This is a genomic window from Mycobacterium sp. RTGN6, assembly GCF_033804605.1.
Classification (GTDB): domain Bacteria; phylum Actinomycetota; class Actinomycetes; order Mycobacteriales; family Mycobacteriaceae; genus Mycobacterium.
Genome location: NZ_JAPZKZ010000003.1, coordinates 430,903 through 456,370 on the forward strand (window position 1 = coordinate 430,903; position 25,468 = coordinate 456,370).

The following is a 25,468-nucleotide window of genomic DNA, read 5'->3' on the forward strand; positions in this document are numbered from 1 at the left end:
CCGATGAAGATGAGCGTCATGGGCACCGGCTACCTCGGCGCCGTTCACGCCACGTGCATGGCGGAACTTGGGCACGAGGTGGTCGGCTACGACACCGATGCCGCGAAGATCGAAGCGCTGTCGAGCGGACGGTCACCGTTCTTCGAGCCCGAGTTCGAGGAAGTGCTGGCCCGTGCGCTCGAGTCGGGCCGACTGACCTTCACCTCCGACGCGGGCGCAGCGGTGCGCGGGGCGGCCGTCCACTTCGTCTGCGTGGGTACCCCACAACAATCCGGGTCCGAGGCCGCCGACCTGAAGTTCGTCGACTCCGCCTTTCGAACCGTTGCCGAGCTCGCCGACCGAGACGGATTGATCGTCGGCAAGTCGACCGTGCCGGTGGGGACTGCGGAACGCCTAGCCGCCGGGGTCGGAGACCACACGACCCATCACCTCGAGGTGGGCTGGAACCCGGAGTTCCTCCGCGAGGGCATGGCCGTTGCCGACACCCTCAAGCCGGACCGCTTGGTGTTCGGGGTGACGTCGGAGCATGCCGAGAAGGCATTGATGGAGGTCTACGCCAGCATCATCGACGCCGGCACCCCGTACATCACCACCGACCTCGCCACCGCGGAGATGGTGAAGGTGGCTGCGAATTCCTTTCTCGCCACCAAGATCTCGTTCATCAACGCGATGGCCGAGGTCTGCGAGGTGGTCAACGCCGACGTCGTCACGCTCAGCAGGGCGCTGGGCTACGACGAACGGATCGGGCGCCGATTCCTCAACGCCGGCCTCGGCTTCGGCGGCGGCTGTCTGCCGAAGGACATCCGCGCCTTCAGTGCGCGCGCGGGCGAACTCGGCGCCTCAGATGCGTTGAGCTTCCTGCGCGAGATCGACAAGATCAACATGCGCCGACGCGACAAGGTGGTATCGGTGGCCGCCCAGATGCTCGGTGGCGACTTCCTGAGCACGAACATCGCCGTACTCGGCGCAGCGTTCAAGCCGAACAGCGACGACGTTCGTGACTCTCCGGCCTTGAACGTCGCCGCGGCGATGCACCTCAAGGGCTCGTCGGTCCGCGTACACGACCCGAAGGCCGTCGCGAATGCGCGAAAGCGCTTCCCCACGCTCACCTATTGCGACTCGGCCGACGAAGCTTGCGAGAACGCCGATTTGATCGTGCTCGCGACCGAATGGGACGAGTACCGCCAGCTCGATCCCGTCGCACTTCGCGTCAAGGTCCGGGCTCCACGCCTGCTCGACGCACGCAACGTGCTGGACCTCTCGTACTGGGCGAGCGCCGGCTGGACCGTCAGGGGACTAGGCCGGAGACGCGCCCATGCCTGAGCGACTGGAGATGGATACGCCCGAGGTCTCCGTCGTGATGGCCTGCTACACCGAGGACCGCTGGCCCAGCATCAGTGCGGCACTGGAGTCGCTGCGGCACCAGAAGCTCGCGCCGCGCCAGGTCGTCGTCGGCGTCGACAACAATCCGGAGCTCGCGGCCCGACTCGCCGCCGAGTTCGATTGGGTGACAGTCGCGCTCAATGACGGCGCTCGTGGTGCATCGGCCACGCGGAACCGGGCTGCCGAACTGGTCACGACGCCGCTCACCGCCTTCCTCGACGATGACGAGATCGCCGAACCGGCATGGCTTTACGAGCTGACGCGGCCTTTCTCGGACTCAAGCGTCGTCGGCACCGGCGGACGGTATCGCGACTCGTGGGTGATTGGGCGGCCGGCCTGGTTCCCGGCGGAGTTCGCATGGGCCGTCGGTGGTGCCTACGAGGGCATGCCGACCGTGACCAGCGAGGTGCGCAACGTGTGGTCGGGCAACATGGCCGTGCGTACCGACGCGTTCCAGACGATCGACGGCTTCCGGACCGACTTCGGCAAGCGCGGACAGGCGTCGCAGCCAGAGGACACCGACCTCTGCATCCGGATGTCGCGGGTAAGCGGCGGCCGCTGGATGTACGTGCCGTCGGCGGTGATCGACCACGAGGTTCCCGCATCGCGGTCGACACTGCGCTTCTTCGCCGGGCGCTGCTACACCGAGGGCGCTGGGAAGGCCCTGATGAGCAACAACTTCGACTCCGCCGACGTGATCGGGACGGAACGCGACTACGTGCGTCGGACTGCGATCGCGGCAGCGCGTCGGCTGGTCGCACTGCGCCGCGCTGCGATGCTTCAGGGGTTGGTCATGTTCCTCGGGCTCGCATGCGCGGCGGTCGGTTACGGGGTTGCCATGTCCCGGTCGTGGTGGCCGCGCGCCACGCCCGAGGCGGACGATTCCCGAGGTGCTCGGCCCGTCAGCCAAATCCCCTTTGCCGCAACGCTGAACGTAACGGAAGGCGCCGCGTGAAGGTAGCCTTGACGACACCGCGAACACACGACGTTGATGACGACGCACCGCGATTCGGTGCGTCGCGGTTATACCGTGACGCGGCGTCCCTTGCGTCGTCGTACGTCGTCAGCGCCTTGTTCGGCATGGTCTTCTGGGCCGTCGCCGCACGGATGGTTCCGCCGGAGCGGCTCGGCGTCATGACGGCGGTGCTGGCCGCCATCACGGCGCCATCGCTGGTACTCGCCGCCGGGATTGGCGATGCGTACACCGCGCTGCTACCCGCGGTGGGCCGAGCCCGTGCGGCCGTCTACCGACGCGGTCAACGGATCTATCTCGTCGCGTCCGCGCTGTCCGGCATCGTCGGTGGTCTCGCGACCGTCACGCTGATCGACGAGGTCCGAGGATCCGTCGTCGTGGTGGTTCTAGTGGCGGCAGGCACCGTCGTCGTCGCGGGCTTCACGCTTCAGACGAACACGATCGTCGCGATCGGTCGCGCGCGCTGGATGCTGGCGGTCAACGGGGTGATCGGCGTGCTCCGAATCGGCCTGCTGGTGGCCTTCGCCACGTCATTCGTCTGGCACGCCGTCGAGTTGGCGTTCGTGCTGGCGTCGGCCTTGGTCCTGCTGACGCTGCGTCCCGTCATCGGCCGCATCGTCGACGGCTCCGACGGAATGCCCGACGCCGCAACGCTGTCGGCCGACGAGTCGACACGCGAGTTCGACAGATTCGTCGTGCGGACGTTCGCCGCGGTAGCGCTCAGTCTGGGCATGCTCGCCATCACTCCGTTCCTGGTCACCGCATTCGGCGGTCCCCGAGAGGGTGCGCTGTTCGCGCTGTCCCTGTCGATCGTGCAGACGCTCGACTTCATCGGTACCGCGCTCGCCGTGTCACTCGTGGTGCACGCTTCCAACGCCCCAGAGACCGCCGAACCGATGGCGCGGTCGATCCTCGTCAAGGCATTCGTCCTCGCGGTCGTCGGAGCGGTGGGCCTCGTCGCGCTCGCTCCCACCGTGCTACAGATGCTGAACCCCGAGTACGGACAGATGCATGCGGGGGCCGTGATCGCCACGTTGTGCGTTGCAGCCGTCGTGCGAACGTTCTACATGGTGTGGGCCGCATTGCAGCGGTCCCGGCGGAACATGCGCGCGCTGCTCGTGATGAACGCGTGCGCCACGGTGACTCTGTTGTCGACACTGCCCTGGCTCACCGAAGCGCACGGAGCCTTCGGAGGTGCGTTGGCCATCCTGCTCGCCCAGACGTTGCTCAGTGCCGGAGCAGGCGTGCATTTCGTGAAGACCCGGTCGACGACGAAAGGACGAGTCGATGCCCACTGAGCAAGCTGCGACGGTCGAACCGATCACCGCCTTCACCGACGAAGGGGACTGGTGGAGCGGTGCGGTATGGATCGGGCAGGTCGACGATCGGCACATCACGCCAGAGCCGCTGCGCCTGATCCAGGGCGAGCCGTTCGACACCGCCCGGTTCCTGGTCTGGACCGCGGACACGCCAAGGGGTTTCGTCGAGGTGCCCGTCGAGGCCGGATTCGTCGACGGCGAACAGTTGATGTCGAAGGTCGCCGAGTTGCCACGCGTCGAAGGTGAACTCCCGGTTCCCGAGCCGCCGTTCTCGGTAATCCTGTGCACCAAGGACCGACCGGACCAGCTGCGGGACACGTTGGGCAGCCTCGTCGACCTGGACTATCCGTCGTTCGAGATCGTCGTCGTCGACAACGCGCCGGCCAGCGGGCTGACACCCCCGGTGGTAGCCGAGTTCGCAAGTCAGGGCGTCCGGATCGTGTCCGCAACGCGACGCGGGCTGGCCGTCGCCCGCAACGTCGGAATCGAAAGCGCCCGACACGAATTCATCGCGTTCACCGACGATGACGTGCTCGTCGACAGGCGCTGGCTGAAGAACCTCGCGCGCGGATTCTCCAGGGCTGACGACGTCGTGTGCGTCACCGGCATGGTGCCGACGGCCGAAGTCCTCACGGCGGCGCAGTCGTACTTCGATCGCCGGGTCGGGTGGGCATCGCAATGTCGGCCCGCCGTCTACGACATGGCCCGTCCGCCCACGGACGATCCACTGTTCCCCTTGCGTGTTGCGCGCTTCGGTACCGGCGCCAACATCGCCTTTCGGCGCTCCGCGGTGCGCAAGCTGGGTGGATTCGACGAGGGAATGGGCGTCGGATCGCCGACCGGTGGCGGCGAGGACATCGACATGTTCGTCCGAGTACTGCTCGCCGGCCGCACGCTGGTCTACGAGCCGGGTGCGCTGATATGGCACCGGCACCGAAAGAGTATGGAGGAATTGGAGATACAGATCTACAACTACGGCCTCGGGCTGGGTGCGTGGATCACCAAACTGATGCTTCACCCTCGAACGCTGTTCATGGTGGCGTCGCGTGGCGCCGCTGGTGTCGCGCACCTGCGGCGCATCACCGTCGTCGAGGATCCCGGCGCCAGCCCGCTCGAGCTGAATGGGCTCACCAAGCTGGAACGTCGCGGTGTGCTCGCTGGTCCTCGAGCCCTGCTCCGGTCGCGGATGGACGGCCGCAAGGCGTCGCCTCTGACGGGTGCCGCGGCGTGAGGGGTGTCACGTGAGCCGCCACCGCATGATGGCGGAGAACCTGTGGGGCAAAGCCGTTCCAGGGCGGCTCGCCCTGCTGGCGATCGGTGCCGCCATCGCGGGCTTCCTCGGTGCCGTCCCCGTGCTGCCCGGTGCGGTGCTCCTGATACTGATCGGCGCCTTCGTCCTGATCGGCCCGGGGAGCCTGATCCTGTCCTGGTTTGGTGACCTTCCCACCGAGGTGTTGTGTGCGTTGGTCCCCGTCGTCGGGATCGCGGTGAGCATCCTCATCGTCTCGGGACTGCTCCTGTTCGGTGTCTATGCGCCGCTGCCGATCCTGCTGGCAATGGCGGTCGCGACGCTCGTGGGTGGGCTGATCCGCCGCCACCGCCTCGCCGCGCCAAGGGAACTGGCACTTTGACCGCACTGAACACCGCTCCGGAGCAGACTCCGACGCCTCCCGACGTACGTGACGTCGGCACCCCTCGGCGCGTCACGCTGCCTTGGGCGCTGATCGTCATCGCCACCGTCGCCTTCGCGTACAGCGCGACGACGCTGCGCACCGCGGGCATCAGCGAGTACGGTCTGCTGGCCACGGCATCGCCGTTGTTCGTGTGCTCGATGGTGATCACCGCCGTGGCGTTCGGCCTGTGCGTGCGCAGCGCAGACTTCCGGGCCGGGGTGGCGGCGACGATCCTGATGATCGCCGTGCAACGCCTGCCCGCACTCGTCGCCACCGACAGCCCGATGTACTCGTGGACGTACAAGCACCTCGGCGTCGTCGACTACATCCAGCACGAACACGCACTGGCGCGTGGCGTCGACGTCTACCACAGCTGGCCCGGCGTCTTCGGCGTGACGGCATGGTTGTCCGATCTGACGGGGATCGAGCCCGTCACGCTGGCCCATGGATTCACCCCGCTCTTCCATCTGTTGTTCGTCAGCCTCGTCTACGTTGCCGCGCGGGTATGGGACCTGGACAAGCTTCCAGCGCTGACGGCCGCGTTCCTGGCGGCAACGCTGAATTGGGTTGCCCAGGACTACTATTCGCCGCAGGCCTTCGCGATGGTCCTGACGGCCGGACTGGTCACGCTGATCGGACTATCGCGCACCCGCCCGACCGGTGTCGTGCTGATCGTGGTGATCTTCACCGCCGTGACCATCAGCCACCAACTGACTCCTTTCTGGCTGCTGCTCGCGATCGGACTGCTCGTCGTCACCAAGCGCATGAAGCCGTGGTGGATCGTGCCTATCCTCGCTGTGATCGCGATCGGCTTCCTGCTGTTCAACTACGACCAAGTCGACCAGTACAGCCTCTTCTCCGGCAACATCGTCGACAACGCAAAGTCCAACGTGCCCACCGTGGGAAGCGTCGGTCAGCGCACCACCAGCTTCGCGGTCCGGATCCTGTCCGGCACGGTGTGGGTGTCGACGGCGCTGGTGCTGCTGGTCCGGTGGCGACGAAAGCAACCGTTCTTCGCGCTCGGCGTGCTGGCGCTCAGCCCGATGCTCATCCTCGGCGGTCAAAGCTACGGCGGCGAGGCCATTTTCCGGGTCTTCCTCTATTCGTTGCTCGGCTGCTCGATCGTGCTGGCCCCGGTACTCGCTGGGATGTTGCGGTCCAGCCGGCTGAAGTTCGGGATCGCCTCGGTGCTGCTGTCAGTGGCGACGGTGTTCTCGGCGCAGGGATACTTCGGCGGCTGGTTCGCGAACATCATGCCCCGCGAACAAGTGTCGGCATCGCAGACGGTGCTCGCACAGGCCGACTTTCCCGCCTACCTGACGGTGGCGGCGCCGGTCTGGCCCCAACGAAGTACCTGGCGATACGTCGAATACGCGCGCTTCAACGACCATTTCGACGATCCGATGATCTTCGCGGCGAACCTGGTGGGGTCACACTTCGACAGCGACCGTGACTATCAGAAGTTCATCGAGACGATCGGTAGTCGCTACGACGCGTCGACCTATCTCGTCTTCACCGAACAGATGCGCCTCTACGCGTGGTACTTCGGCATCCTTCCGCTCGACGCCCTGCCGAATCTCAAGAAGCGCATCCACGACGACCCCCGTTGGGTGCAGGTCTACGACGACCAGGGCGTGACGATCTTCCAGCACGACGTCGAACGCCGGTAGCGCGGACAGGAGAGGGCAGATGTCTGACAAGTCGATCGAAGTGATCATTCCCATCCGCAACATGGCGGACCAGTTGCACCTCTGCGTGTCCCCGTTGATCGCGCAGTGTAGCGGTGTCGACGTCGTGACGGTGGTCGACGACGCCTCCACCGACGGAACCGCCCAGACGGCAAGGGAACTCGGTGCTCAGGTGCACACCACGACGTCGAGTTCTGGCCCCTATCACGCGCGCGAAATGGCTGCAAGGACTTCGGCGGCCGACATCCTCCTGTTCATCGACGGGCGCTGCCGGCCGCTCCCAGGCCTGATGGACAGCCATCGGCAGATGCATGCGCAACCGGGTGTCGCCATGTCCTGCACGGCCACTCGGACCAGGACGGGACAGACCGTGGCGGCGAAGGTCGCCGCAGGCCAGCAGCCGTTCAGCCTGGACAGCTATATCGGCGTGCGCGGCAGACTCGACTACTTTCCGACGGCGAACCTGGGCATCAACGCTGCGGCATTCCGCGATGTCGGCGGCTTCCGGGCGATGCGCAGCGGCGCCGACGCGGACATCTGTTGGAGAATCCAGGAACGTTCGCTGGGTGAGTTGGCCGTCGATCGGCGGGAGCTCATGGAATGGGAACCGCGGAGCTCTTTTCGGGACCTGGCCAGTCAGTGGCATCGCTACGGACAGAGCGCGGCCTACCTCGAATGGCTCTATGAATCTCCGGAATCGCCGATCACCGGCAAGTGGGACTCGGTCTTCGGCATGCTCAGGGAGCGTGTGCAAAGGATGATCGCAACGAGCCCCTCGGAGAGTCTGGCTGGGCTCGCCATCTCGACAGTCTATTTGCTGGGCTATTGGCGGGCGAAGCGCGCGCGCCACGAATTCCTGCCCCCACGCGCGATTGAAGCAGCCGGTGCCTGACAAGCGGACCACCCGAAGGGTGCACTTGCGCGACCAGCCGTGGCGGGACGCGCGAGTGGCGGCGCTGTGTGGGCCGTTCGAGATGCCGTCGCGAGCGGCGTTGGAGCGTGCGGTCGTGACGCTCACCGAGCGGTACCCGGCTTGTCGCCTGGCCTGGGGGTGCGACGACGGCCGTCGGCGCTGGACGATTCCCTCGGGACCCACCGCAGCCGACGGCATCGTGGTCGACGGCGGTGACGTCGACGTCACCTCGATCGGGGCGACGCTCGACCGCATCGACGGCGATCCGTCCTTGCGTCAGCCGCTGGCACTCATCCGATTCGACGATTACCTCGGGCTACGGATGTCGCACGCCATCGGTGACGGCCGCACCTTCAACGAGATCTTCGCGGCGGTGCTGCACACCGCCATCACCGGAGAGCCGTACCCCTGGGCGATTGGCCCCAGCCACCGATTCCCGCTGGGCTCCGCGATCCTGCGAACCTTCGGACGCCACCCAGGCCTGGTACGGGAGGCGCTGGCGGACAGACCAACCCGTGGTGACGCGGACCCTGTTGCCCCCGTCGCGTGGGCGCCCGCGCGACGCACGCTCGCCGCCGTCATCCCTGCCGAGGACAGGGACGAGCTCATCGGCGCGGCGCGGCGCGAGACGCCGAACGCTTCCTGGCTCGGTGTCGTGATCAGCCGGCTGCTCCGAGCCCTGAATGCCTCCGGGGTCTGCGTCGCCCCGGATGTCTCGGTAGTCGTGGACCTGCGCCGGTACTTGTCGAACCCCTTGCTCGACGGCAACTTCGTCGCCGGGGTGCCGCTGAGCATCGACCACCGCTACGGGCCTGGCGACGTCACCAGGACGTTGAAGGCGACGGTGACCTCCGGCCGCCCGCTCGCGACGCAGGCGATGGCGACGCGCTCGATCCGGTCCGGCCGCGCCGAGCCGCGGGTGGTGGATTCGGCTGCGCCGGTGAGGGTTACGTTCAGTGCCATGGGCCGACCGCCCCAGATCGATGCGCTCCCGTTCGTGGCCGGTCGGCCCGCGATCTACGCGGGCGGTGTCGAGCCCGACGGACCCTGCGGGCTCACGTTTCTCGTGTCCGAGACGTCACGCACCACCGTCGTCTCCGCGTCGTTCCACGAAAACGTGCTCCCATCGGACACCGTGCGCCAGGCGCTGTCGGCCCTGGCAGGCGCTGGGAGCGGTCACTTCTCCGATCAGGCGGTCACGTCATGGTGCGGGTGATGGCGGTGTCGCACTCGCGCGAAGTCATGGGTACCGAGCACAGCCTGTTCAATCTCGCTCCGGCACTCGCCGAGCGCGGAATCACCGTGGTGCTGGCCGCACGGCCCGGCGGTGAACTCGAAAAGCGTTGGCGCGGCATCGGCCTGGAGTTCGTTCCGATCGACCTGCCAGAACGGCGTGGGGTGCGGACCAACAATGGATCCAGGCTCAACTCGATGGCCGACCTCGTCAAGCTGCCGTTTCTTACGATCGTCGCGCTGATCCGCATCGTGACGGCAGCGCGACGCGTCGATGCCGACCTAATCCACTCCAACAGCATCATCACGCACATCGACTGTGCGCTCGCCGGCCGGTTACTCCGCCGACGCGCCGTAGTGGAGCTTCACGACATCGTTGCGCCCGGCATCGGCCGGACGTTGCTCGGAGTGGCCGTCGCGCTGTCATCGAAGGCCGTGGCGACGAGCAATGCCGTCCGCGACCAACTTCCGCGGTGGGCGCGGGGCAGATCAGAGGTGATCTCTCAGGGCATCGACATCGACCGCTTCAGTACGGGTGGGCCACAAGCCTTCTGGCGGAACCAATTGACGTCGGACCCGGAAGGGGTGCTGGTGGCCGCGATCGGCCGGATCGACCCGGAGAAGGGCCTGCACACGCTGGTGCGCACCGTGGTCGAGTTGCGGCATCGCGGAGTGGATGCCCACCTGGCGCTCGTCGGCGCGCCGAGCAAGGACGACGGCAGCTATCTCGACGAGCTGCATCGAATGGCGGAAGTCCTGCTACCCGGGGTATTTCGCGCGCTGCCGCCGGTAGAGGACGTCGCCGCGGTGTTGCGATCCGTGGACGTGCTGGCCTGCCCGTCCGTGGAGGAACCGTTCGGATTGATCATCCTCGAGGCGCAGGCCTGCGGGGTACCGGTCGTGGTGAGTGCCTCCGGGGGCCCGCTGGACTTCATCTGCGACCGAGTCACCGGGATGTTGGTTGCGCCTGCGGATCCGGTCGCGGCGGCACGCGCGATCGAGGAACTACTGAGCGACGGCGAGCTGCGCGAACGCATGGTCGCTACGGCGCGAACGCAGGTCGAGAACGAGTACACCGCACAGGTTAGGGCGGCGAAGTTCGCCGACACGTACCGGGAAGTACTTCAGTGGTCAAGCATTTGATTTTTCGCATGCTCGCGGTATTCCTGGCGACGACGTTGGCCGTCGGCACGCTAGTGGGTTGCTCGAAGGCGGAGGTGACCGAGTACGACTACACGCGCGTCTACGTCGACGGCCAGGGCACATTGGGTGTCGCCAAGCGGGGAGAGGCGCCGCGAGCCCTGGTGGTCTACTTCCACGGACTGGACTCGAACGAGATGGTGCTCCTCGACGAGCACCACAAACCGCTGACGGACCTGCTCGTCAACGCCGGGTACGCCGTCGTCGCGAGCAATGCGGGCGGCAACTCGTTCGGGAACCCGAGGTCGCAGCGCGATTACGCGGAACTGGCCCGGGTCGCCCGCGAGCAGTACCGGACGGGCTCGGTGTATCTCCTAGCGGAGTCCATGGGTGCCGTCGCGGCGGTGAACCTGCTCGCCGAGTCGACGGATCCCACGCTGCGCGGATTGGTTGCGATCAGCCCCGCGTTGGATCTCGCGTCTGCACCCGAGCAGTACCAGCAGGCAATCGCCGCAGCGTATCCGGAAGGCACGATGGAACAGTCGAATCCGATCGCGCTCGCGCCAGACTTGTTGGCGGGAAAGCGAATGAGGTTCTATGCCAGCGACGGCGACACCTTGGTGCAGACCGCCCACAATGCGGACGCGTTTCGTGATCGATTCGCGTCGGTGGCCGACATCTCGGTGGTGCCCTGCAGTGGGGGACATCTCGACCCGTCATGCGTGCAACCAGAGGACATCGCGAAGTGGTTCCTGCAGTCTTGACGCCGTCGACGAGCAGGGGCAAACGCCAATGGTGGAGTCTGTTCCCCGCGTTGGCCGTACCGGTGGTGCTCGCCTCCGTCATCGCACTCGACACCATGCAAGGACGGGCCTTGCGCCCCGCATCTGATTCCGAACTCACCTCGGCGGGAATGACGTTGGCCGGTGCGGACGACTTCGACGGGCCCCCGTGGTCGGCGCCCGATCGCCGGTACTGGGACTACGACACCGGAGCAGGCGGCTGGGGCAACGACGAGCAGCAGACCTATACCAACTCGACCGGCAACGCACGTCTGGATGGTTCGGGAAACCTGATCATCGAGGCTCGGCGCAATGGCAACGGGTTCACGTCGGCTCGGCTCGTTTCACGTAACCGCGTCGACATCGGGTTCGGCCTCCTCGAAGCCCGGATCCGGATGCCCGAGGGACAGGGTATCCATCCCGCGTTCTGGCTTCTCGGCACCAACATTTGGACCGCGGGTTGGCCGCAGAGCGGCGAGCTCGACGTCATGGAACTGGTCAACTCCGGGACCAGCTACCACAACGCCATTCACGGTCCGACGGTGAAGAATCCCGAGGAGGCGTGGAAGCAGTCGGCAGACGGTGACGCAGGCGTGAACCTGGCGCAGGACTACCACGTCTACCAAATCCTGCGCGCGCCAGGGACGATCAAGGTCGCATTGGACGGCGACGTCGTCGGAAGCTACAGCAAAACCTCGGCACCCGCCGGGGCCGACTGGGTGTTCGACAAGCCGATGTACGTCGTGCTCAACGTCGCGGTAGGCGGCGACTGGCCCGGTCCCGTCGCAGCGGAGACGCGATTTCCGGCGACCATGGTCGTCGACTGGATCAGGTACTGGGTCTAGCCATGCGCAAGCGCACATCAATGCTCTGGGGTCGGATGATCGCGGCCGCTTCGGTTCTGGCCGTCGCGACGGTGACGGCGCCGACCGCGGTCGCCGACGGCGAACCCTGTCCCAACACGGCAGCAGCCCAACAGGGGTGGGGTGAACCGAACCGCTCCGATGAATTCGACGACCCGGCACTGCCCGGGTGGAAGCTGTACGACGGCCCTGGCCACGTCGGCAACGGGCGTCGCACCCCGAGCGCGGTGTCCGTCGCCGACGGCTTGCTCGTGCTTACGGGAGATCCGATGGGGAATTCCGGTGGCATGGCGTGGAATCCAGGCCAGACCTATGGCCAGTGGGAGGTGTGCATGCAATCGCCGCCGGGAGCGAAGGGGTACCACTCCGTGGCGTTGCTGTGGCCCGATGCCGAAGACTGGCCGATCGGCGGCGAGATCGACTTCATGGAGATCTGGGATCCGGCAAGGCAATCCGTCGAGTACAACCTGCACTACGGGCCCGACAACAAGTGGGAGCACGCCGAGGTGCAGACCGACGCGACAGGGTGGCACAGCTGGGCGGTGGAATGGACTCCGGAGCGGATCGTCGCCTATCTAGACGGCCAGCCGTGGTGGACCTCGACGGACCCCGCGACCTTCCCGCCGCGCGCGATGCACCTGTGCATTCAACTCGACAACTTCGGCGGCGACGTCACCCAAGGCGGTCAACAGATCGTCGCGTGGGCCCACCAATACCCACTGACCTGATCCATCACGGAGGACACATCGTCATGAATTCATCAGTGACACAACGGCTTGTCGAGCACGTCCCCGTGTGGGCTGCACAACACTGGTGGTCTGCACCCGGCGGCGATCGGTCGTCCTGGGTATCATCGACACAACCGCTGCGCCCGGACGTCCGGGTAGCGAACCGGTCATCTTCGGGGGTCTGCACAGTCGCCGACTCGTGTATGCCGCTACTCGATGGGTGCCCACGATGAAGACGTTCCACATCGCGTCGCCCGACGGAGACGCGCCGAGCATTCGAGATTTCGGCGATTTCGTCGCCAGGGCCCGCCGGGTCATGCGTCGGCGGTTCTACGCGCTGACCAGTACGGCGCTGGGTCGGGAACGTCGCTACGTGCGCAGGGGGATTCGCGCCTACCAACGCTCCGTGGCGTCGGGCACCGACTCATACCTGTTGCGCCGAAACGTGCACCGAATCGAGAAGGGCCTCACGATGCGCCCGACGCGAAGCCAGTTCGCCGTCGACTACATCGGGGAGACGGTCGACGCGTTCCACGGCGGGGTGAACTCCGGCGTGTTGACGCCCCAGCACCCCGAGTTCAACTGGATGTACTCCGTGTTGTCTTCGTACTTCCAGGTGACGACGTCCGCTACGCACCCCTCGATCATCCAGTCGCGCAAGGTCTTCGGCGAATCGCTTTCGGCACTTGATCCTGGGTCGCCGGAGAGCGGACCCCATCTCGCAGCTCCGCTGTTACCCACCGTGAAGATCGACGACCTAAAGGACCTCGCGACTGGCCGCCGGTCCGTGCGCTGGTTCACGCCCGAACCGGTGGCGCGCGACCTCGTCGACCGCGCCGTCGAGGTCGCTGCCGAATCACCCACCGCATGCAACCGGCAGCCCTACCGATTCGAGATCTTCGACGACCCCGTCAGCACGGCGAAGGTCGCGGCGATTCCGATGGGCACCGACGGCTACGAACATCAGCTCCCCGGCCTCATCGTCATCATCGGGAACCTGGCCGCGTTCTTCGACCGGCGCGACCGGCACCTGATCTACGTGGACGGCTGCCTCGCCGCGATGGGCCTCGTCTACGCACTCGAGTCGCAGGGCGTGAACAGCTGCTGTATCAACTGGCCGGACCTGCCCGATCGGGAGGCGGACATGCGCCGGCTGCTGGGCATGGCGAGCTACGAACGCGTGGTGATGTTGATCGCCTACGGCTACGCCGATCCCGCGGCGCTGGTGCCATTTTCGGCGAAACGGCCGGTCGGCGAGATTCGGAGGTATCGAGCGCTGTGATCGTCGACATCCGCGGGACGAACACGCAAAACAAGGGTGCCCACCTGATGCTCCAGGCGGTGTGCGAACGGCTCGCAGATCGGTTCGAGCTTACGACCCCGCCGCCCATCACCGACTACGCCGTGCGATCGCGGCTCGGGTTGCGGCAGACGCTCTACTACCCAACGTTCCCGCGGCTGAGCTCGCTGGCGGGCAACGCGGCGCCCGCTATCGTGCGGACGGCCTACGGGCTCACCGCCGACCGCGAGATCGGCGGTGTGGTCGACGCCTCCGGCTTCCACTACACCGACCAGTTCGACCCGTCGTTGCCGCGACGCGAGGCGTTGGTCGGACGTGGCTGGGCACGACGAGGTGTCCCGAAAGTGATGCTGCCCCAAGCCTTCGGGCCATTCGAGAACGCTCCGACGCGACGGTGGTCCCGCGAAGTGCTGGAGCAGGCGAGCCTGGTGTACGTCCGCGACCGCGTCAGTGAGGACTACGTCCGGCAGCTAGCGGTCGGTACCACCACCCTGCGCAGTCCGGACTTCACCATCGCCGTCAAGGTGCCGACCATCGGGCCCATCTCGGACCGGCCGTTCCTGGCGCTGGTGCCCAACACCAAACTCTTCACCCATGGTGGCTTGGATCGCCACCGCTACCTGGACCTGCTGGCCGGGTTCAGCGAATCGGCGAAGGCGCACGGACTGGTGTCCGTCGTCGTCGTCCACGAGGTCAACGACCGCGGCGTCGCAGCGGAACTCGCCGACCGCATCGATGCACCACTGTTCACCGATCGTGACCCGCGGGTGCTGAAGGCCGCGCTCGGGCAGGCGTCGGTGGCGGTGGCCAGTCGCTTTCACGCCGTCGTCGGCTGTCTGTCCCAGTGCGTTCCGACGATGGCGCTCGGGTGGTCCCACAAATATCGTGAACTGCTCGACGACTTCGGGGTGGCGGACTGGTTGGTCACACCCGAAATGGACCCCGACGAGACGCTCACCGGGGTGCTCGGCGACGCGGCGGGCATCATGCGACAGAAGGACCGGCTCCCGGAACTCACCGACCAGGTCGAGCTCATGTGGGAACGCACGATCGACACCCTCGCAGGTACATGACCCACCGGGCAAGTGTCCGAAATCGCGTCGTACTGCCGCCGCGGGATCCGCACGGCCGCAAAAGTGTACGGAAAAACTCGATCTGGAACGCGCTGCAACAGATCGCGAATACCGCCAGCGGATCCGTGTTCGCGATCGTGCTTGCCTGGGTGCTGCCGCTCGACGAGTACGGCGTCTACTCGTATGCCATCGCCTTGTGCACGGTTGGGCTGTCGGTGACTACCGCCGGACTCAGTGCCCTCGGAATCAAGTACATCGTCGCCGAGGGCCTGCGCGCCAACAGGTCGGTGGCGGCGATCCTGCTCATCCGCGAAATGTTCTGTGTCGGTGCGTACGTGGTGCTCGGCGCAGTGAGCTTCACCAGCCGCGACACGCTGACCACCATGGCCACGCTGGTGGCGCTCACGTCGTTGTTCTTCCGGGCGCTGGACGCCCCCGAACTCTGGTACATGGCGCACATGCGTAGCAGTCGTGTCGCGACGGTCCGCATCGCCTGCGTCGCGCTCGCGCTGGGCGTCCGAGTCGTCAGTATGTTCGTGCTCCCGAATCTGTGGCTGTTCATCGGCATCTACGTTGCCGAGGCCGCGTTGACCAGCATGTGGATCCTGGCCAGGTTCTGGCGCGATCCCCGGGTACCGGTGCTACACCGCCCGGCGCGCGGCGAGGTCCAGTCCATGCTGCGCGAGTCCAGTCCGCTGGCCCTGTCGGGCATCGCCAACCAGGTCAACCTCCGCGCCGACATCGTCATCATTCAACCGCTGCTGGGCTCGGCCGCCGTCGGCATCTATTCGCTGGCCGCGCGCGCCAGCGAGCTCGCGTACATCCTCCCGATCGTGATCATGAACTCGACGCTTCCGGTACTGCTTGCCGCGCTCGAGAATTCACGAAACACCGGGTCCGATGCGGGCTACCGCCGCATGCTGCAGACCGCCTACGACAGGGCTTTTCAGTGCGGCATCGCCGTCGCCATCGTCGTGACCGTCATCTGCTTCAGTCCTGCCAGAAAGCTCGTCAGCGCAGATCTTCAACCGGTGTTCGACGTGCTCGCGATCCATATCTGGGCGTCGCCGTTCGTGTTCATGGGTGCGGTGTACTCGAAGTGGATCGTCGCCGAGGGGTATCTGTGGTCGTCGCTGCTCCGACACGGCGTCGGAGCGATCGTGAACATCGCACTGATCTTCGCGCTGATACCGCATTGGGGGCTCAACGGAGCCGCACTGGCCACCGTCGTGTCCTACGCGGTAGCCAACTACTTCGCGTGTTTCCTTGGCCGGCAGTCCAGGGGCCAGGGCTACGGCATGACGCGCGCCATGTTCAGCCCCATCACCGCGCCTGCGGCCCTGCTCCGCCGCGGCGCGGGCTGACCCGCCGCCGCTACGGACGGCTACGGCCCGCGGCGGCCTGGTGGTACTTTGTCGGCGTGCACGACGACGTGTGTTCGTGCGGCCATGCGCGAGCCGCCCACGCCCACCACCGAGCCGGAACCGACTGTGCGCTCTGTCCGGCGGGTGGCTGCGACCGATTTCGGGGCGAGGGGTTGCTCCGCAAGTGGTATCGGAAGCTCAGCGGAGACGCCGCAGGTTGAGCCGCGACCGGCTCTCATGAAGGCACCAGGCTGGTTTCACCCGACCCTCAGCATGGCGGGCGACCATGGAGTAATGAGCGATACCTGCGCATGCGGGCACGAACGAGCCGCCCACCAGCATCACCGGCCCGGTTCGGATTGCGGGCTCTGTGCGGTCGGCGGCTGCGATCGCTTCCGGCGCGGTACCGTGCGCACCCGATTCTTCTTACGATGGCGGCGGGGCGCGTCGACGGCGCGCCGAACCACGAAGTCCACCGTTGCCCGGAAGGCGGCCTGACCCGAATCACCCCTGCATGGTCGCTTCACACTCGGCAAGGCGCCTGAGCAGGAACTCGCGGGCGGGTGCGGAACCGTTGTGTTCCAAAGATATTCGATACCACTGCGCTGCCTCGGTCGACCGTCCACTTCTGCGCAGCAGGTCGGCCCGAATCGTCGGCACCACACTGGACCGCGCCAGCCGCGGATCGTCGGCGATTTCGTCGAGCGCGGATAGCCCTGCCTCGAAGCCATCGCGGAAGCCGACCGCGAGCGCCCGATTCGCCTGTGCCACGGGAGAACCGGTGATCGTCAGCAGCCGGTCGTACGCCAGGCAGATCAGCACCCAGTCGGTCTCGGCCCAGCTTTGCGCGGTCGCATGAGCCGCCGCGATCACCGCCTGAGGCAGATAGCCGCCCGCGGCACCCTCGGCCAAGCGCAGCCGGTCGAGCCCGCGGGAGATCCGGCCGCGATCCCAGCGGCTGCGGTCCTGCTCGTCGAGCGGCACCAGCCCGCCGCCCGCGTCCACGCGCGTCGACCGGCGCGAGTCGTGCAGCAGTACCAACGCCGTCAACGCCTGCGCGTCGCGCGAGTCCGGCATCAGCGCGCAGAGCTCGCCCGCCAACCGGACGCCCTCGTCGCACAGTTCGTCGCGGATCGCCGATGGGCCCGCCGTCGACCAATACCCCTCGGTGAACACCGAGTAGATGCACCCAAGCACGTGCGGCGTCCGTTCCAGCAGCAGCTCGGCGGGCGGCACCCGAAGCGGGATGTTGGCGCTGCGAATCTTGTTCTTGGCCCTGGTGATTCGCTGCCCGACTGCAGCGTCGGACTGTAACAGTGCGCGGGCGATCTCGGGCACCGTGAGTCCCGAGATCAGCCGCAACGTCAACGCCAACCGCGATGCGGAGTCGAGTGCCGGATGTGCGCAGGTGAACATCATCCGCAGCTCGTCGTCGCGGACCGGGTGCACGTCTCCACCTTCCATTCGGGCGCCGTCGCCGTCCGTGACCGAAGCGAGCTCCTTGCCTGCCCTCGCGGATTCGCGGCGAAACCGGTCGAGCGCGCGGTTGCGGGCGACGGTCACGATCCAGCCGCCGGGGCGGTCGGGCACGCCGTCGCGCGGCCACACCCGTAGCGCCTCCGTGAAGGCCTCCTGGACGGCGTCCTCGGCGACGTCCAGGTCGCCGGACCAGCGCGCGAGCGCCGCGACCGCCGGACCCCACTCGCGTCGAAAGACGCCGTCCAGGTTGGTCATTCAGCAGTGGTTATAGCCCGGAGACCCCGGCCAGTTGCCGCACCTGCACGGCCGAGGCGGGGATCATGGACGCGATCTTGACGGCCTCGTCCTGATCCGCGGCGCTGAGCAGGTAGAAGCCGTTGGCGACCTCGGCGCCCTCGACGAATGGACCGTCGGTCAGCGTGGCCTGCCCGTCGCGCACCAGTACCGTCGTCGCCGTGGCCGGCGGCTGCAGCGCCGCACCGCCCTTGATGTGATCGGCTGCGGCGGCACCGAACTCGCCGTGCGCGGCAATGCCCGCTTCCCACTGTGGCGAGCCGGGTGCCACGGCGTTCTCGGCCGGTTCGAGGAGTAGCGCCAGCCAGTGGCTTCCGTCCAGCGGCTTTTCCGGCTGGTTCCACATGACCATCGGCCAGACCTCGATCGCACCGTGTTTGGCGGCGGGGATCTGGCGGGCGAGTTCCAGCGCGTCGTCAAGGTTGTCGGCCTCGAAGACGTAGTAGCCGCATGCGACCTCGGCCCCCTCGGCGAACGGGCCGTCGGTGAGCGTTGGCGCGTCGGGTCCGCCGGTGATCAGCACGCCGGTGGCCGACGAGGTCAGGGCGTCGCCGGCGCGGATCGCCGAGGCCGCCTTGGTGTGGAACGCCTGATAGGCGGCCATTTCGGCGGTCAGCGTCTCGGGGTCGGGCGAAGTATTGGCCTCAGCGGTGAGCAGCAGGGCGAAGTAGTGCATGGGACACCTCCGGGTAGTGAGCGGAACCCTGTGCTCCACTCTCTACTCGTTCGACGAACGGCGTCGTGCGAATCCGACACGTTGGAGGGGATCAATCGGGCCGGCAGAGCTCGAGTATCGGTGGCAAGAGGTCGGCAATCTGGGCACCAACGATCGCGAAGAATTCGGCGCTCTGACCCATCGGGTCGGGAATGTCCGCCACCTCGCGCCCGGCGAGGGTGGGGCGGAGCGCGGCAAGGTCTGTGATATTTCGTGCGTTGCACTCCGACGCGAGTCGGGCGGCTTCGGTCAGCATGAAGGTTCTGTGGAGTTGGCGTGGGGCCAATTCCAGAACTCTGTCGCGGTGCGCCCTTGTCATGGTGAGCACGAGATCGGCATCTGAAATAATTGTCGAGCTGAGCTGTCTTGCGGCGAAGTTCGATACGTCACCACCCAGCTTTTCAAGCACGAGCGCCGCCTCGCGGTGAATTGGATGCGCGATCATTGCGCGGGTCCCAGCGCTGGATGATCGGAAGTCCGGAATGCGAAACTGAGCACCGTACGCGGCGGCAATTCGCTCCGCCGTAGGCGACCGACAAATGTTTCCAGTGCAAACAAATAAAATGTGCAGAGCAGGGTCCTCGTTTCAGTAGTGAATCCGGTGGTTCCGCACGGACGACCACATGGGAATCGGGCTCAGTATCCGCGTATCACCGCGCTGGCCGCTACCAGGGTGAGCCTACTGCGCGCGACCTCCAGGGACTCGACGCCCGGGCCGCCACATCGCCGTCGCTGCTGCTCGAGGTGGTCTCGCGGAGGGGACGTACGCCAGCCAGGCAACGCGAGCCCAGCCCGCGTACGCCCCACCGCCCGCGTCCACGGCACAACCCGAGCCACTCTCAATTGAGTAGCGAGTGGCGCGAATCGAATATTTGCCAGGAAGCGATCGGCGGTAGGTAGAGCCAGGGCCGTCTCATATCTTGAATTGCTCCCTAGGTAACTCGAATTGCGCCTAGGTAACTCGAATTGCTCGAAGTTAGCTCGAATTGCTCAGCCCGTTCGTGCTGGTCCGCTCGGCGAGTGCCCGAATCTGGTTGATGTGATTTCCGGGGTTCTATTGGTTAATTCTGTGATACCTCGAGGAATCCGCTGTGCACATCGGTTCGCCGGCGTTAATATGCTGTCATCGGTCGAGGGGGGAATCGCATTTGCTCAGTGGTTGGGTCGTTGCCTCAATCGCGAGTGTCTGCGTCGTGACAGTCATCCTCACGGGCAAAGTCCGTCGCCAACGGGTGCAGGGGGCAGTGATGTGGGTAAGGGAGCGTACGCGTAAGCGCGAGGGCAACGTTGGCCTGACATGGGGTGCAGCCGAGGTCGGCTCGTTGAACTGTTCATGGCGCAATTTGCCGACCGACGGAAATGAAAATCTCGTTGGTGTCACATCGGGTGCGCAGTCATGACCGAGATCGTCGCCTCGCCCAAGGCGGCTACTTCCTCTTACTCCAAGCGCCTAGCTCGCGATCCCGACGTTGGGAGCGCTGTCGTAGATACCGTCCGGTTCCTCGATAGTCGTCGACGCGACGTTGCTCCGCTGCGAGCGAACGACGCTGCCGCGCAGCCACCGGTTCCCAAAGTCAATGGTGCTGTCCTCGGCGCCGTCGCCGATCGGGAGCGCATTGGCGTGCGGTTCCTCAGCCGCATTCGAGCGTGGATGGTTGTTCCCGTCGTCGACTTCGCCTTGATGTTGGCTCCGCTCGCATGGCGACCACCTCAGCTCTACTCCACCCTCACCATGGCCCTCCTTGCGACCCTTCTCCTCACGGAAGGCGGCCGATACGTCGCACGGCTACATCTGAGCGTCTTGGACGAGTTTCCGAGCATCGTTGCTCGGCTGCTGATTGCCGTGGCGGCAGTTTCCGCCGTGATTCTCCATTTGCACCACAAGCCGGAGGTGTTGATCTTCCTCGAAACGGCTTGCCAGGGCGCCGTGCTGGTCATTGTTGGCCGCGTCGTGACAACACGGCTCATCGCGGTAGGTCGCCGATGCGGGATTACCAGGCATCACACCGTGCTGATTGGGGGCGGTCCGGTAGCCCTGGAGCTGGCGAGAGTTCTTGCCCAGCACCGAGAGTACGGACTCAAGCTGGATGGCTTCGTCGATGATTGCGAGCGCTGTCCAGCGGAGGGCTACCTGCCACGCCTGGGTTCCCTAGCTGACCTGGACGCGGCGGTGTCGAGGACCAGGGCCGATACCGTGCTGGTGGCCGACGGATGCTTCGAGGAACGTGCGTTGATCGGTGCGGTGCGTACCGCGGCATGTCAACGCGCAGAACTACTCGTCGTTCCGCGGATGCATCACTTTCACACCCTGACCGGGCTGGCCGACCACATTGGCTCCATCCCGATCATGCGAATCCGCAAACTCAATCTCCACGGGCCGGAGTGGCTGATCAAGCGCGGGTTCGACATCGTCGTCGTGCTGATGGCAGGGACCATCTTGCTGCCCGTGCTGATTGCGGCCGCACTGGCGGTGCGGATCGAAGGCGGACCAGGCGTCATCTTCCGGCAGGTCAGAGTGGGGCGCGACGGCAAGCAATTCGAGCTGTTGAAGTTCCGGTCGATGCGGCCAAGCAATGAACTCGAGGCGCAGACGACGTGGTGTGTGGCCACGGACAATCGGGTCGGTCCCGTCGGACGGTTCCTGCGCTGCACCTCGATCGACGAGCTACCGCAGCTGTGGAACATCCTTCGCGGCGACATGACGCTAGTAGGACCGAGGCCAGAACGGCCGCACTTCGTCGAGCAGTTCTCCACGCAGTTCGACAGATACGCCTACCGTCACCGCGTTCAGGTCGGGCTCACCGGTTTCGCCCAGGTCAGTGGGCTCAGGGGGGACACGTCCATCGCTGACCGCGCGCGATACGACAATTTCTACATCGAGAACTGGTCGCTCTGGCTGGATATCAAAATCATCTTGCGGACGTTTCGCGAGGTCTTGTTCTACCGCGGACGTTGAACGTCACAGTGCGCAGACTGGCGTCGTCTGCCTTCGTCAGCAGAGCCGGGACCATCGGTCGTCACGCCGAGCCCGGCCATCGAGTGTCGATACTGAGCATGCACTTTCCCCCGGAGGAGACGGGTAACGCGCCGTATACGGGTGCCCTGGCAGCTGGACTTAGTGCTCGGGAGCATCGCGTGACGGCGCATGTCGCGCACCCGCACTATCCCGAATGGAAGATTCGGCCGGGGTACGGACAGTGGCGGCGTACCGAAACCATCGACGGCGTCACCGTTCATCGACTACGGCATTTCGTGCCACGACCGCCGAGAGGGCTACGCCGGCTGCTATCGGAGCTCAGCTTTGGCTTGAGATTGCTTTCCACCAGCCTCGGTTCCGAATCGGTGGTGGTCGCCGTTTCCCCAGCGCTCTTCGCCACAGCGCTCGCGGTGTTGCGCATCCGGCTAACCCCTTCGCGCCCAAGCCTTGTCGTGTGGGTGCAGGACATCTACACACTCGGTTTGGCTGAGACGAAGGAGGGCGGCGGACTCACGGCACTCGTCACCAGGTTCGTCGAACGATTCGTACTTCGTGCTGCCGACCGGGTCGTAGTGATTCACCCGAAGTTCGCGGAGTACCTCGCTGCGAACCTAGGCGTCAAATCTGAGCGCATCGCCGTCATCCGCAATTGGACCCATCTCAGACCGTCACCCGTGATGCGTCAACGCGATGCGCGAGCGGTGCTCGGGTGGCCAGCCGACGTGCTGCTCACAGTGCACACCGGAAACATGGGCAAGAAACAGGGCCTCGAAAATGTCGTGGAGGCAGCACGATTGGCTGACGAGCGGCAAGCACCCATCCAGTTCGTCCTCGTTGGCGACGGTAGCGAGCGGGCCGGGCTCGAACAGTTGGCACGGGGTATCGACCGGATACAGTTTGTCGACCCACTCGACGATGCCGACTATCGGTGCGCCCTCGCCGCCGCCGACTGCCTGTTGGTCAACGAGCTGCCTGGCGTCGCAGCAATGTCTGTGCCAAGCAAACTCACGTCGTACTTCGATGCCGCGCGACCGATACTTGCGGCCACCGACGCACGAGGGATAACGGCCGGAGAGATCGAGCAGGCGAACGCTGGTGTCGTGGTGCCTGCTGGGGATCCGCACGCACTACTCACGATGGCCCTGCAGCTGTCGGAGGACCGCGAAACAGCAGCGGCATGGGGTGCCGCCGGGCGTCGCCATTGCAGGGAATTCTTGACTGCGGATGCGGCGATGACCGCATTTGAGCGCGTGATTCGAGACGTGGCAAGTGAGCGCGCCGGCCGCGTGTCGCGAAGGAGTGCTGCATACGGGTAGACGCACGACGTTGTGCGAGTTCGTCGGAGAGTTAAGGAGGAACGTGAATGGGTTGTCGCATCGCGGTTTTCGGCACTGGCTATCTCGGTGCGACCCATGCTGCGTGCATGGCTGAACTGGGACATGAAGTCATCGGCGTGGACGTCGACGAAGCGAAGCTCGCAATGCTCTCCGCGGGCGAAGCTCCGTTCTTCGAGCCGGGGATAAACGAGGTGCTCAAGGCGAATCTTGAGGCCGGGCGGCTCCGATTCACGTCCTCGTACGCGGAAGCAGCGGATTTCGCCGACGTGCACTTCGTCGGAGCTGCGACTCCGCAGAAGCGCGGCGAGCTCGCGGCCGACCTCACCTACGTGGACTCGGTCGTCACGACTTTGGCGCCATTGTTGAGAAGGCCGACCGTGATCTATGGGAAGTCGACGGTGCCGGTGGGGACGGCTTCGCGGCTGAGCGAGGTGGCGCAACGGCTCGCGCCGATTGGCGACGCCGTCGAGGTGGCGTGGAATCCCGAATTCCTGCGTGAAGGTTTTGCGGTGCAGGACACTCTGCATCCGGACCGGATCGTGTTGGGTGTCGACGTTGAACGCAGAGGGCGGGCTGAGGAAGTCGCTCGCGAGGTGTACAGCGACATCCTCCGAGAAGGTGTTCCGTTCCTGGTCACTGATCGCGAGACGTCGGAGCTGGTGAAGACGGCCGCGAATGCGTTTCTCGCCACCAAGATTTCGTTCATCAATGCCATGGCAGAGCTCTGTGAAGCAGCTGGCGCCGACGTGTCGGAGTTGGCCGACGCCATTGGGTACGACGACCGGATCGGACGACGGTTTCTCAATGCGGGGATTGGATTCGGTGGAGGCTGCCTACCCAAGGATATCCGCGCTTTCATGGCGCGCGCTGGTGAACTCGGCGCCAACCAGGCATTAACGTTTTTGCGCGAGGTCGACAGCATCAACATGAGACGCCGGACAAGGATGGTGGAAATGGCAAGAGAGGTCGCAGGGGGCTCCTTCATTGGCGCGAGGGTGGCGGTGCTTGGTGCGGCGTTCAAACCGGACTCTGACGACATACGAGATTCACCGGCCTTGAATATCGCCGGACAGATCCAGCTACAAGGTGCCGCGGTCACGGTATACGACCCCAAAGCAATCGAGAACTCGCGAAAAGTGTTTCCGACATTGGAGTACGCAAACGACGTAACCGCCGCATGTGACGGCGCAGATGTCACCCTCGTGCTGACGGAGTGGGAGGAATTCCGCCGGCTCGAACCAGCACACCTGGATCCCATTGTTCGCCGCCGGAACATAATTGACGGCAGAAATTGCCTCGATCAGGCGAAGTGGCGCAGCTCAGGATGGCTGTACCGAGGAATGGGTAGGCGTTGAGCGAGTGGTGAGTGGGACGAGCAGATGACGCTTGGCGATGGGCGGCGTGGCGCAGTTGAGCGGTCGCAAGACGGCGCCCACGGGGATGGTCACGACTACACCGTGGGCAGCCCGCACCTGCGCCACACCGCACTGCGGACGCGGATCGATAGTCGGATCACCGGCGCGATCACCAACATCTTGCAGCGGCAAGACGAATGTGCGGTGCTTGAGATCGGAGCGGGGCACGGTTTCTTCACGGACACCGTTCTTGCCGCAGGAGGAACGGCCAATGTCACCGAGATGTCAAGGGCCAGCTTCGATTATCTCGCTGAAAGGTACCGTGATGTCGACGCGGTGCGAGTCGTCTACGACGTCGACGGCAATGCTCCTTTCAAGGAAGCGACGCAGTACGACGTCATCTTGTTGATATCGGTGATTCATCACATCCCCGACTATCTTGGCGTGATCACCAGACTCTGCGACACGGTGCTGCGCCCCGGCGGAACGGTCGTCACATTTCAGGATCCGGTGTGGTATCCGCGGCAGAAACGCTGGGAGCGAGTTCTGTCGTGGGGGTCGTATTTCGGGTGGCGAATTACGCAGGGCGAGTTGCGACGGGGATTGGCGACTCGTTGGCGCCGATTGCGCGGTGTCTACTCTGATTCGGAGCCGTCCGATCTGGTCGAATACCACGTGGTCCGTCAGGGTGTCGATGACTTCGCGATACATGATTTATTCCGCACACGGTTTGCCGATGTCGAGGTGGATCGATATTTCTCGACCCAATCCCCGCAACTTCAGCTAATTTGCGAGAAGTATGTGCCGCCTAACACCTTTGGGATGGTGGCGCGTGACTACGCCCACTAGTGTGCATTTGCGTCTGTTGAGCTTCGGCGC

22 protein-coding genes are annotated in these 25,468 nt (G+C 65.4%); 19 read left to right on the top strand and 3 right to left on the bottom strand.

Features of this window, described 5'->3' with window-relative positions; all coding sequences use genetic code 11:
- The first annotated feature begins 3 nt into the window (after window positions 1-3).
- From SLQ33_RS10135 to SLQ33_RS10205, 15 genes are all read left to right on the top strand, one after another.
- Window positions 4-1,323 carry a UDP-glucose/GDP-mannose dehydrogenase family protein gene (locus tag SLQ33_RS10135; RefSeq protein ID WP_319453685.1) on the top strand — a complete coding sequence of 440 codons (1,320 nt, stop codon included), beginning with the start codon at window positions 4-6 and terminating at the stop codon, window positions 1,321-1,323.
- On the top strand, window positions 1,316-2,338 hold the full coding sequence (locus SLQ33_RS10140; protein ID WP_319453686.1) for a glycosyltransferase family 2 protein: 1,023 nt from the start codon (window positions 1,316-1,318) through the stop codon (window positions 2,336-2,338). The genes SLQ33_RS10135 and SLQ33_RS10140 overlap by 8 nt, the downstream gene beginning before the upstream one ends.
- Window positions 2,335-3,654, top strand: a complete 1,320-nt coding sequence (locus tag SLQ33_RS10145) for a hypothetical protein (RefSeq protein ID WP_319453687.1) — start codon at window positions 2,335-2,337, stop codon at window positions 3,652-3,654. The genes SLQ33_RS10140 and SLQ33_RS10145 overlap by 4 nt, the downstream gene beginning before the upstream one ends.
- The gene (locus SLQ33_RS10150; RefSeq protein WP_319453688.1) at window positions 3,644-4,906 is read left to right on the top strand and encodes a glycosyltransferase family 2 protein; all 1,263 of its coding nucleotides are present in this window, start codon (window positions 3,644-3,646) and stop codon (window positions 4,904-4,906) included. Before SLQ33_RS10145 ends, SLQ33_RS10150 begins: the two co-directional genes overlap by 11 nt.
- 10 nt (window positions 4,907-4,916) lie before the next feature.
- Complete coding sequence (locus SLQ33_RS10155; protein WP_319453689.1) at window positions 4,917-5,306, top strand: hypothetical protein; 390 nt, start codon at window positions 4,917-4,919, stop codon at window positions 5,304-5,306.
- Window positions 5,303-7,018 carry a hypothetical protein gene (locus SLQ33_RS10160; protein ID WP_319453690.1) on the top strand — a complete coding sequence of 572 codons (1,716 nt, stop codon included), beginning with the start codon at window positions 5,303-5,305 and terminating at the stop codon, window positions 7,016-7,018. Before SLQ33_RS10155 ends, SLQ33_RS10160 begins: the two co-directional genes overlap by 4 nt.
- A 19-nt stretch (window positions 7,019-7,037) precedes the next feature.
- On the top strand, window positions 7,038-7,928 hold the full coding sequence (locus tag SLQ33_RS10165; protein WP_319453691.1) for a glycosyltransferase: 891 nt from the start codon (window positions 7,038-7,040) through the stop codon (window positions 7,926-7,928).
- Window positions 7,921-9,165, top strand: a complete 1,245-nt coding sequence (locus SLQ33_RS10170) for a hypothetical protein (protein ID WP_319453692.1) — start codon at window positions 7,921-7,923, stop codon at window positions 9,163-9,165. Before SLQ33_RS10165 ends, SLQ33_RS10170 begins: the two co-directional genes overlap by 8 nt.
- A complete protein-coding gene (locus SLQ33_RS10175) occupies window positions 9,165-10,325 on the top strand; it encodes a glycosyltransferase family 4 protein (protein WP_319453693.1) in 1,161 nt (386 codons plus the stop codon). The genes SLQ33_RS10170 and SLQ33_RS10175 overlap by 1 nt, the downstream gene beginning before the upstream one ends.
- 8 nt (window positions 10,326-10,333) lie before the next feature.
- Window positions 10,334-11,086 (top strand): alpha/beta hydrolase, encoded by a 753-nt coding sequence (locus tag SLQ33_RS10180; RefSeq protein ID WP_319453694.1) that lies wholly within the window; start codon window positions 10,334-10,336, stop codon window positions 11,084-11,086.
- Complete coding sequence (locus SLQ33_RS10185) at window positions 11,068-11,949, top strand: glycoside hydrolase family 16 protein (RefSeq protein ID WP_319453695.1); 882 nt, start codon at window positions 11,068-11,070, stop codon at window positions 11,947-11,949. Before SLQ33_RS10180 ends, SLQ33_RS10185 begins: the two co-directional genes overlap by 19 nt.
- Window positions 11,950-11,951: 2 nt before the next feature.
- Entirely contained in the window at window positions 11,952-12,695 is a 744-nt protein-coding gene (locus SLQ33_RS10190) for a glycoside hydrolase family 16 protein (RefSeq protein ID WP_319453696.1), read from the top strand.
- A 229-nt stretch (window positions 12,696-12,924) separates the two neighbouring features.
- On the top strand, window positions 12,925-13,977 hold the full coding sequence (locus tag SLQ33_RS10195) for a nitroreductase family protein (RefSeq protein ID WP_319453697.1): 1,053 nt from the start codon (window positions 12,925-12,927) through the stop codon (window positions 13,975-13,977).
- Window positions 13,974-15,068 carry a polysaccharide pyruvyl transferase family protein gene (locus SLQ33_RS10200; protein WP_319453698.1) on the top strand — a complete coding sequence of 365 codons (1,095 nt, stop codon included), beginning with the start codon at window positions 13,974-13,976 and terminating at the stop codon, window positions 15,066-15,068. Before SLQ33_RS10195 ends, SLQ33_RS10200 begins: the two co-directional genes overlap by 4 nt.
- Entirely contained in the window at window positions 15,065-16,432 is a 1,368-nt protein-coding gene (locus tag SLQ33_RS10205; protein ID WP_319453699.1) for a flippase, read from the top strand. The genes SLQ33_RS10200 and SLQ33_RS10205 overlap by 4 nt, the downstream gene beginning before the upstream one ends.
- A 504-nt stretch (window positions 16,433-16,936) precedes the next feature.
- On the opposite strand, the gene SLQ33_RS10210 is transcribed toward SLQ33_RS10205, so the two are convergent.
- The 3 genes from SLQ33_RS10210 to SLQ33_RS10220 all read right to left on the bottom strand — a co-directional run bounded on the left by SLQ33_RS10210 (window position 16,937) and on the right by SLQ33_RS10220 (window position 19,491).
- Window positions 16,937-18,166: an RNA polymerase sigma factor gene (locus SLQ33_RS10210; protein WP_319453700.1), complete on the bottom strand. Its 1,230-nt coding sequence runs from the start codon at window positions 18,164-18,166 to the stop codon at window positions 16,937-16,939.
- Between the two features lie 10 nt (window positions 18,167-18,176).
- Window positions 18,177-18,881: a YciI family protein gene (locus SLQ33_RS10215; RefSeq protein WP_319453701.1), complete on the bottom strand. Its 705-nt coding sequence runs from the start codon at window positions 18,879-18,881 to the stop codon at window positions 18,177-18,179.
- A 91-nt stretch (window positions 18,882-18,972) separates the two neighbouring features.
- The gene (locus SLQ33_RS10220) at window positions 18,973-19,491 is read right to left on the bottom strand and encodes a low molecular weight phosphatase family protein (RefSeq protein WP_319453837.1); all 519 of its coding nucleotides are present in this window, start codon (window positions 19,489-19,491) and stop codon (window positions 18,973-18,975) included.
- An 825-nt stretch (window positions 19,492-20,316) separates the two neighbouring features.
- On the opposite strand from SLQ33_RS10220, the gene SLQ33_RS10225 reads away from it, so the two are divergent.
- The 4 genes from SLQ33_RS10225 (at window position 20,317) to SLQ33_RS10240 (ending at window position 25,438) form a co-directional block, all read left to right on the top strand.
- Complete coding sequence (locus SLQ33_RS10225) at window positions 20,317-21,876, top strand: sugar transferase (RefSeq protein ID WP_319453702.1); 1,560 nt, start codon at window positions 20,317-20,319, stop codon at window positions 21,874-21,876.
- Window positions 21,877-21,974: 98 nt separating this feature from the next.
- Complete coding sequence (locus SLQ33_RS10230) at window positions 21,975-23,213, top strand: glycosyltransferase family 4 protein (RefSeq protein ID WP_319453703.1); 1,239 nt, start codon at window positions 21,975-21,977, stop codon at window positions 23,211-23,213.
- Window positions 23,214-23,260: 47 nt separating this feature from the next.
- Entirely contained in the window at window positions 23,261-24,589 is a 1,329-nt protein-coding gene (locus SLQ33_RS10235; protein WP_319453704.1) for a UDP-glucose/GDP-mannose dehydrogenase family protein, read from the top strand.
- A gap of 24 nt (window positions 24,590-24,613) precedes the next feature.
- Window positions 24,614-25,438, top strand: a complete 825-nt coding sequence (locus tag SLQ33_RS10240; RefSeq protein ID WP_319453705.1) for a class I SAM-dependent methyltransferase — start codon at window positions 24,614-24,616, stop codon at window positions 25,436-25,438.
- The last annotated feature ends 30 nt before the right edge of the window (window positions 25,439-25,468 follow it).

Bases quoted from the DNA above. Each gene is read 5' to 3' on its own strand.
- SLQ33_RS10135 (WP_319453685.1), top strand. From the start codon at position 4: ATGAAGATGAGCGTCATGGGCACCGGCTACCTCGGCGCCGTTCACGCC.
- SLQ33_RS10140 (WP_319453686.1), top strand. From the start codon at position 1,316: ATGCCTGAGCGACTGGAGATGGATACGCCCGAGGTCTCCGTCGTGATG.
- SLQ33_RS10150 (WP_319453688.1), top strand. From the start codon at position 3,644: ATGCCCACTGAGCAAGCTGCGACGGTCGAACCGATCACCGCCTTCACC.
- SLQ33_RS10165 (WP_319453691.1), top strand. From the start codon at position 7,038: ATGTCTGACAAGTCGATCGAAGTGATCATTCCCATCCGCAACATGGCG.
- SLQ33_RS10175 (WP_319453693.1), top strand. From the start codon at position 9,165: ATGGCGGTGTCGCACTCGCGCGAAGTCATGGGTACCGAGCACAGCCTG.
- SLQ33_RS10180 (WP_319453694.1), top strand. From the start codon at position 10,334: ATGCTCGCGGTATTCCTGGCGACGACGTTGGCCGTCGGCACGCTAGTG.
- SLQ33_RS10190 (WP_319453696.1), top strand. From the start codon at position 11,952: ATGCGCAAGCGCACATCAATGCTCTGGGGTCGGATGATCGCGGCCGCT.
- SLQ33_RS10195 (WP_319453697.1), top strand. From the start codon at position 12,925: ATGAAGACGTTCCACATCGCGTCGCCCGACGGAGACGCGCCGAGCATT.
- SLQ33_RS10205 (WP_319453699.1), top strand. From the start codon at position 15,065: ATGACCCACCGGGCAAGTGTCCGAAATCGCGTCGTACTGCCGCCGCGG.
- SLQ33_RS10210 (WP_319453700.1), bottom strand. From the start codon at position 18,166: ATGACCAACCTGGACGGCGTCTTTCGACGCGAGTGGGGTCCGGCGGTC.
- SLQ33_RS10215 (WP_319453701.1), bottom strand. From the start codon at position 18,881: ATGCACTACTTCGCCCTGCTGCTCACCGCTGAGGCCAATACTTCGCCC.
- SLQ33_RS10225 (WP_319453702.1), top strand. From the start codon at position 20,317: ATGACCGAGATCGTCGCCTCGCCCAAGGCGGCTACTTCCTCTTACTCC.
- SLQ33_RS10230 (WP_319453703.1), top strand. From the start codon at position 21,975: ATGCACTTTCCCCCGGAGGAGACGGGTAACGCGCCGTATACGGGTGCC.
- SLQ33_RS10235 (WP_319453704.1), top strand. From the start codon at position 23,261: ATGGGTTGTCGCATCGCGGTTTTCGGCACTGGCTATCTCGGTGCGACC.
- SLQ33_RS10240 (WP_319453705.1), top strand. From the start codon at position 24,614: ATGACGCTTGGCGATGGGCGGCGTGGCGCAGTTGAGCGGTCGCAAGAC.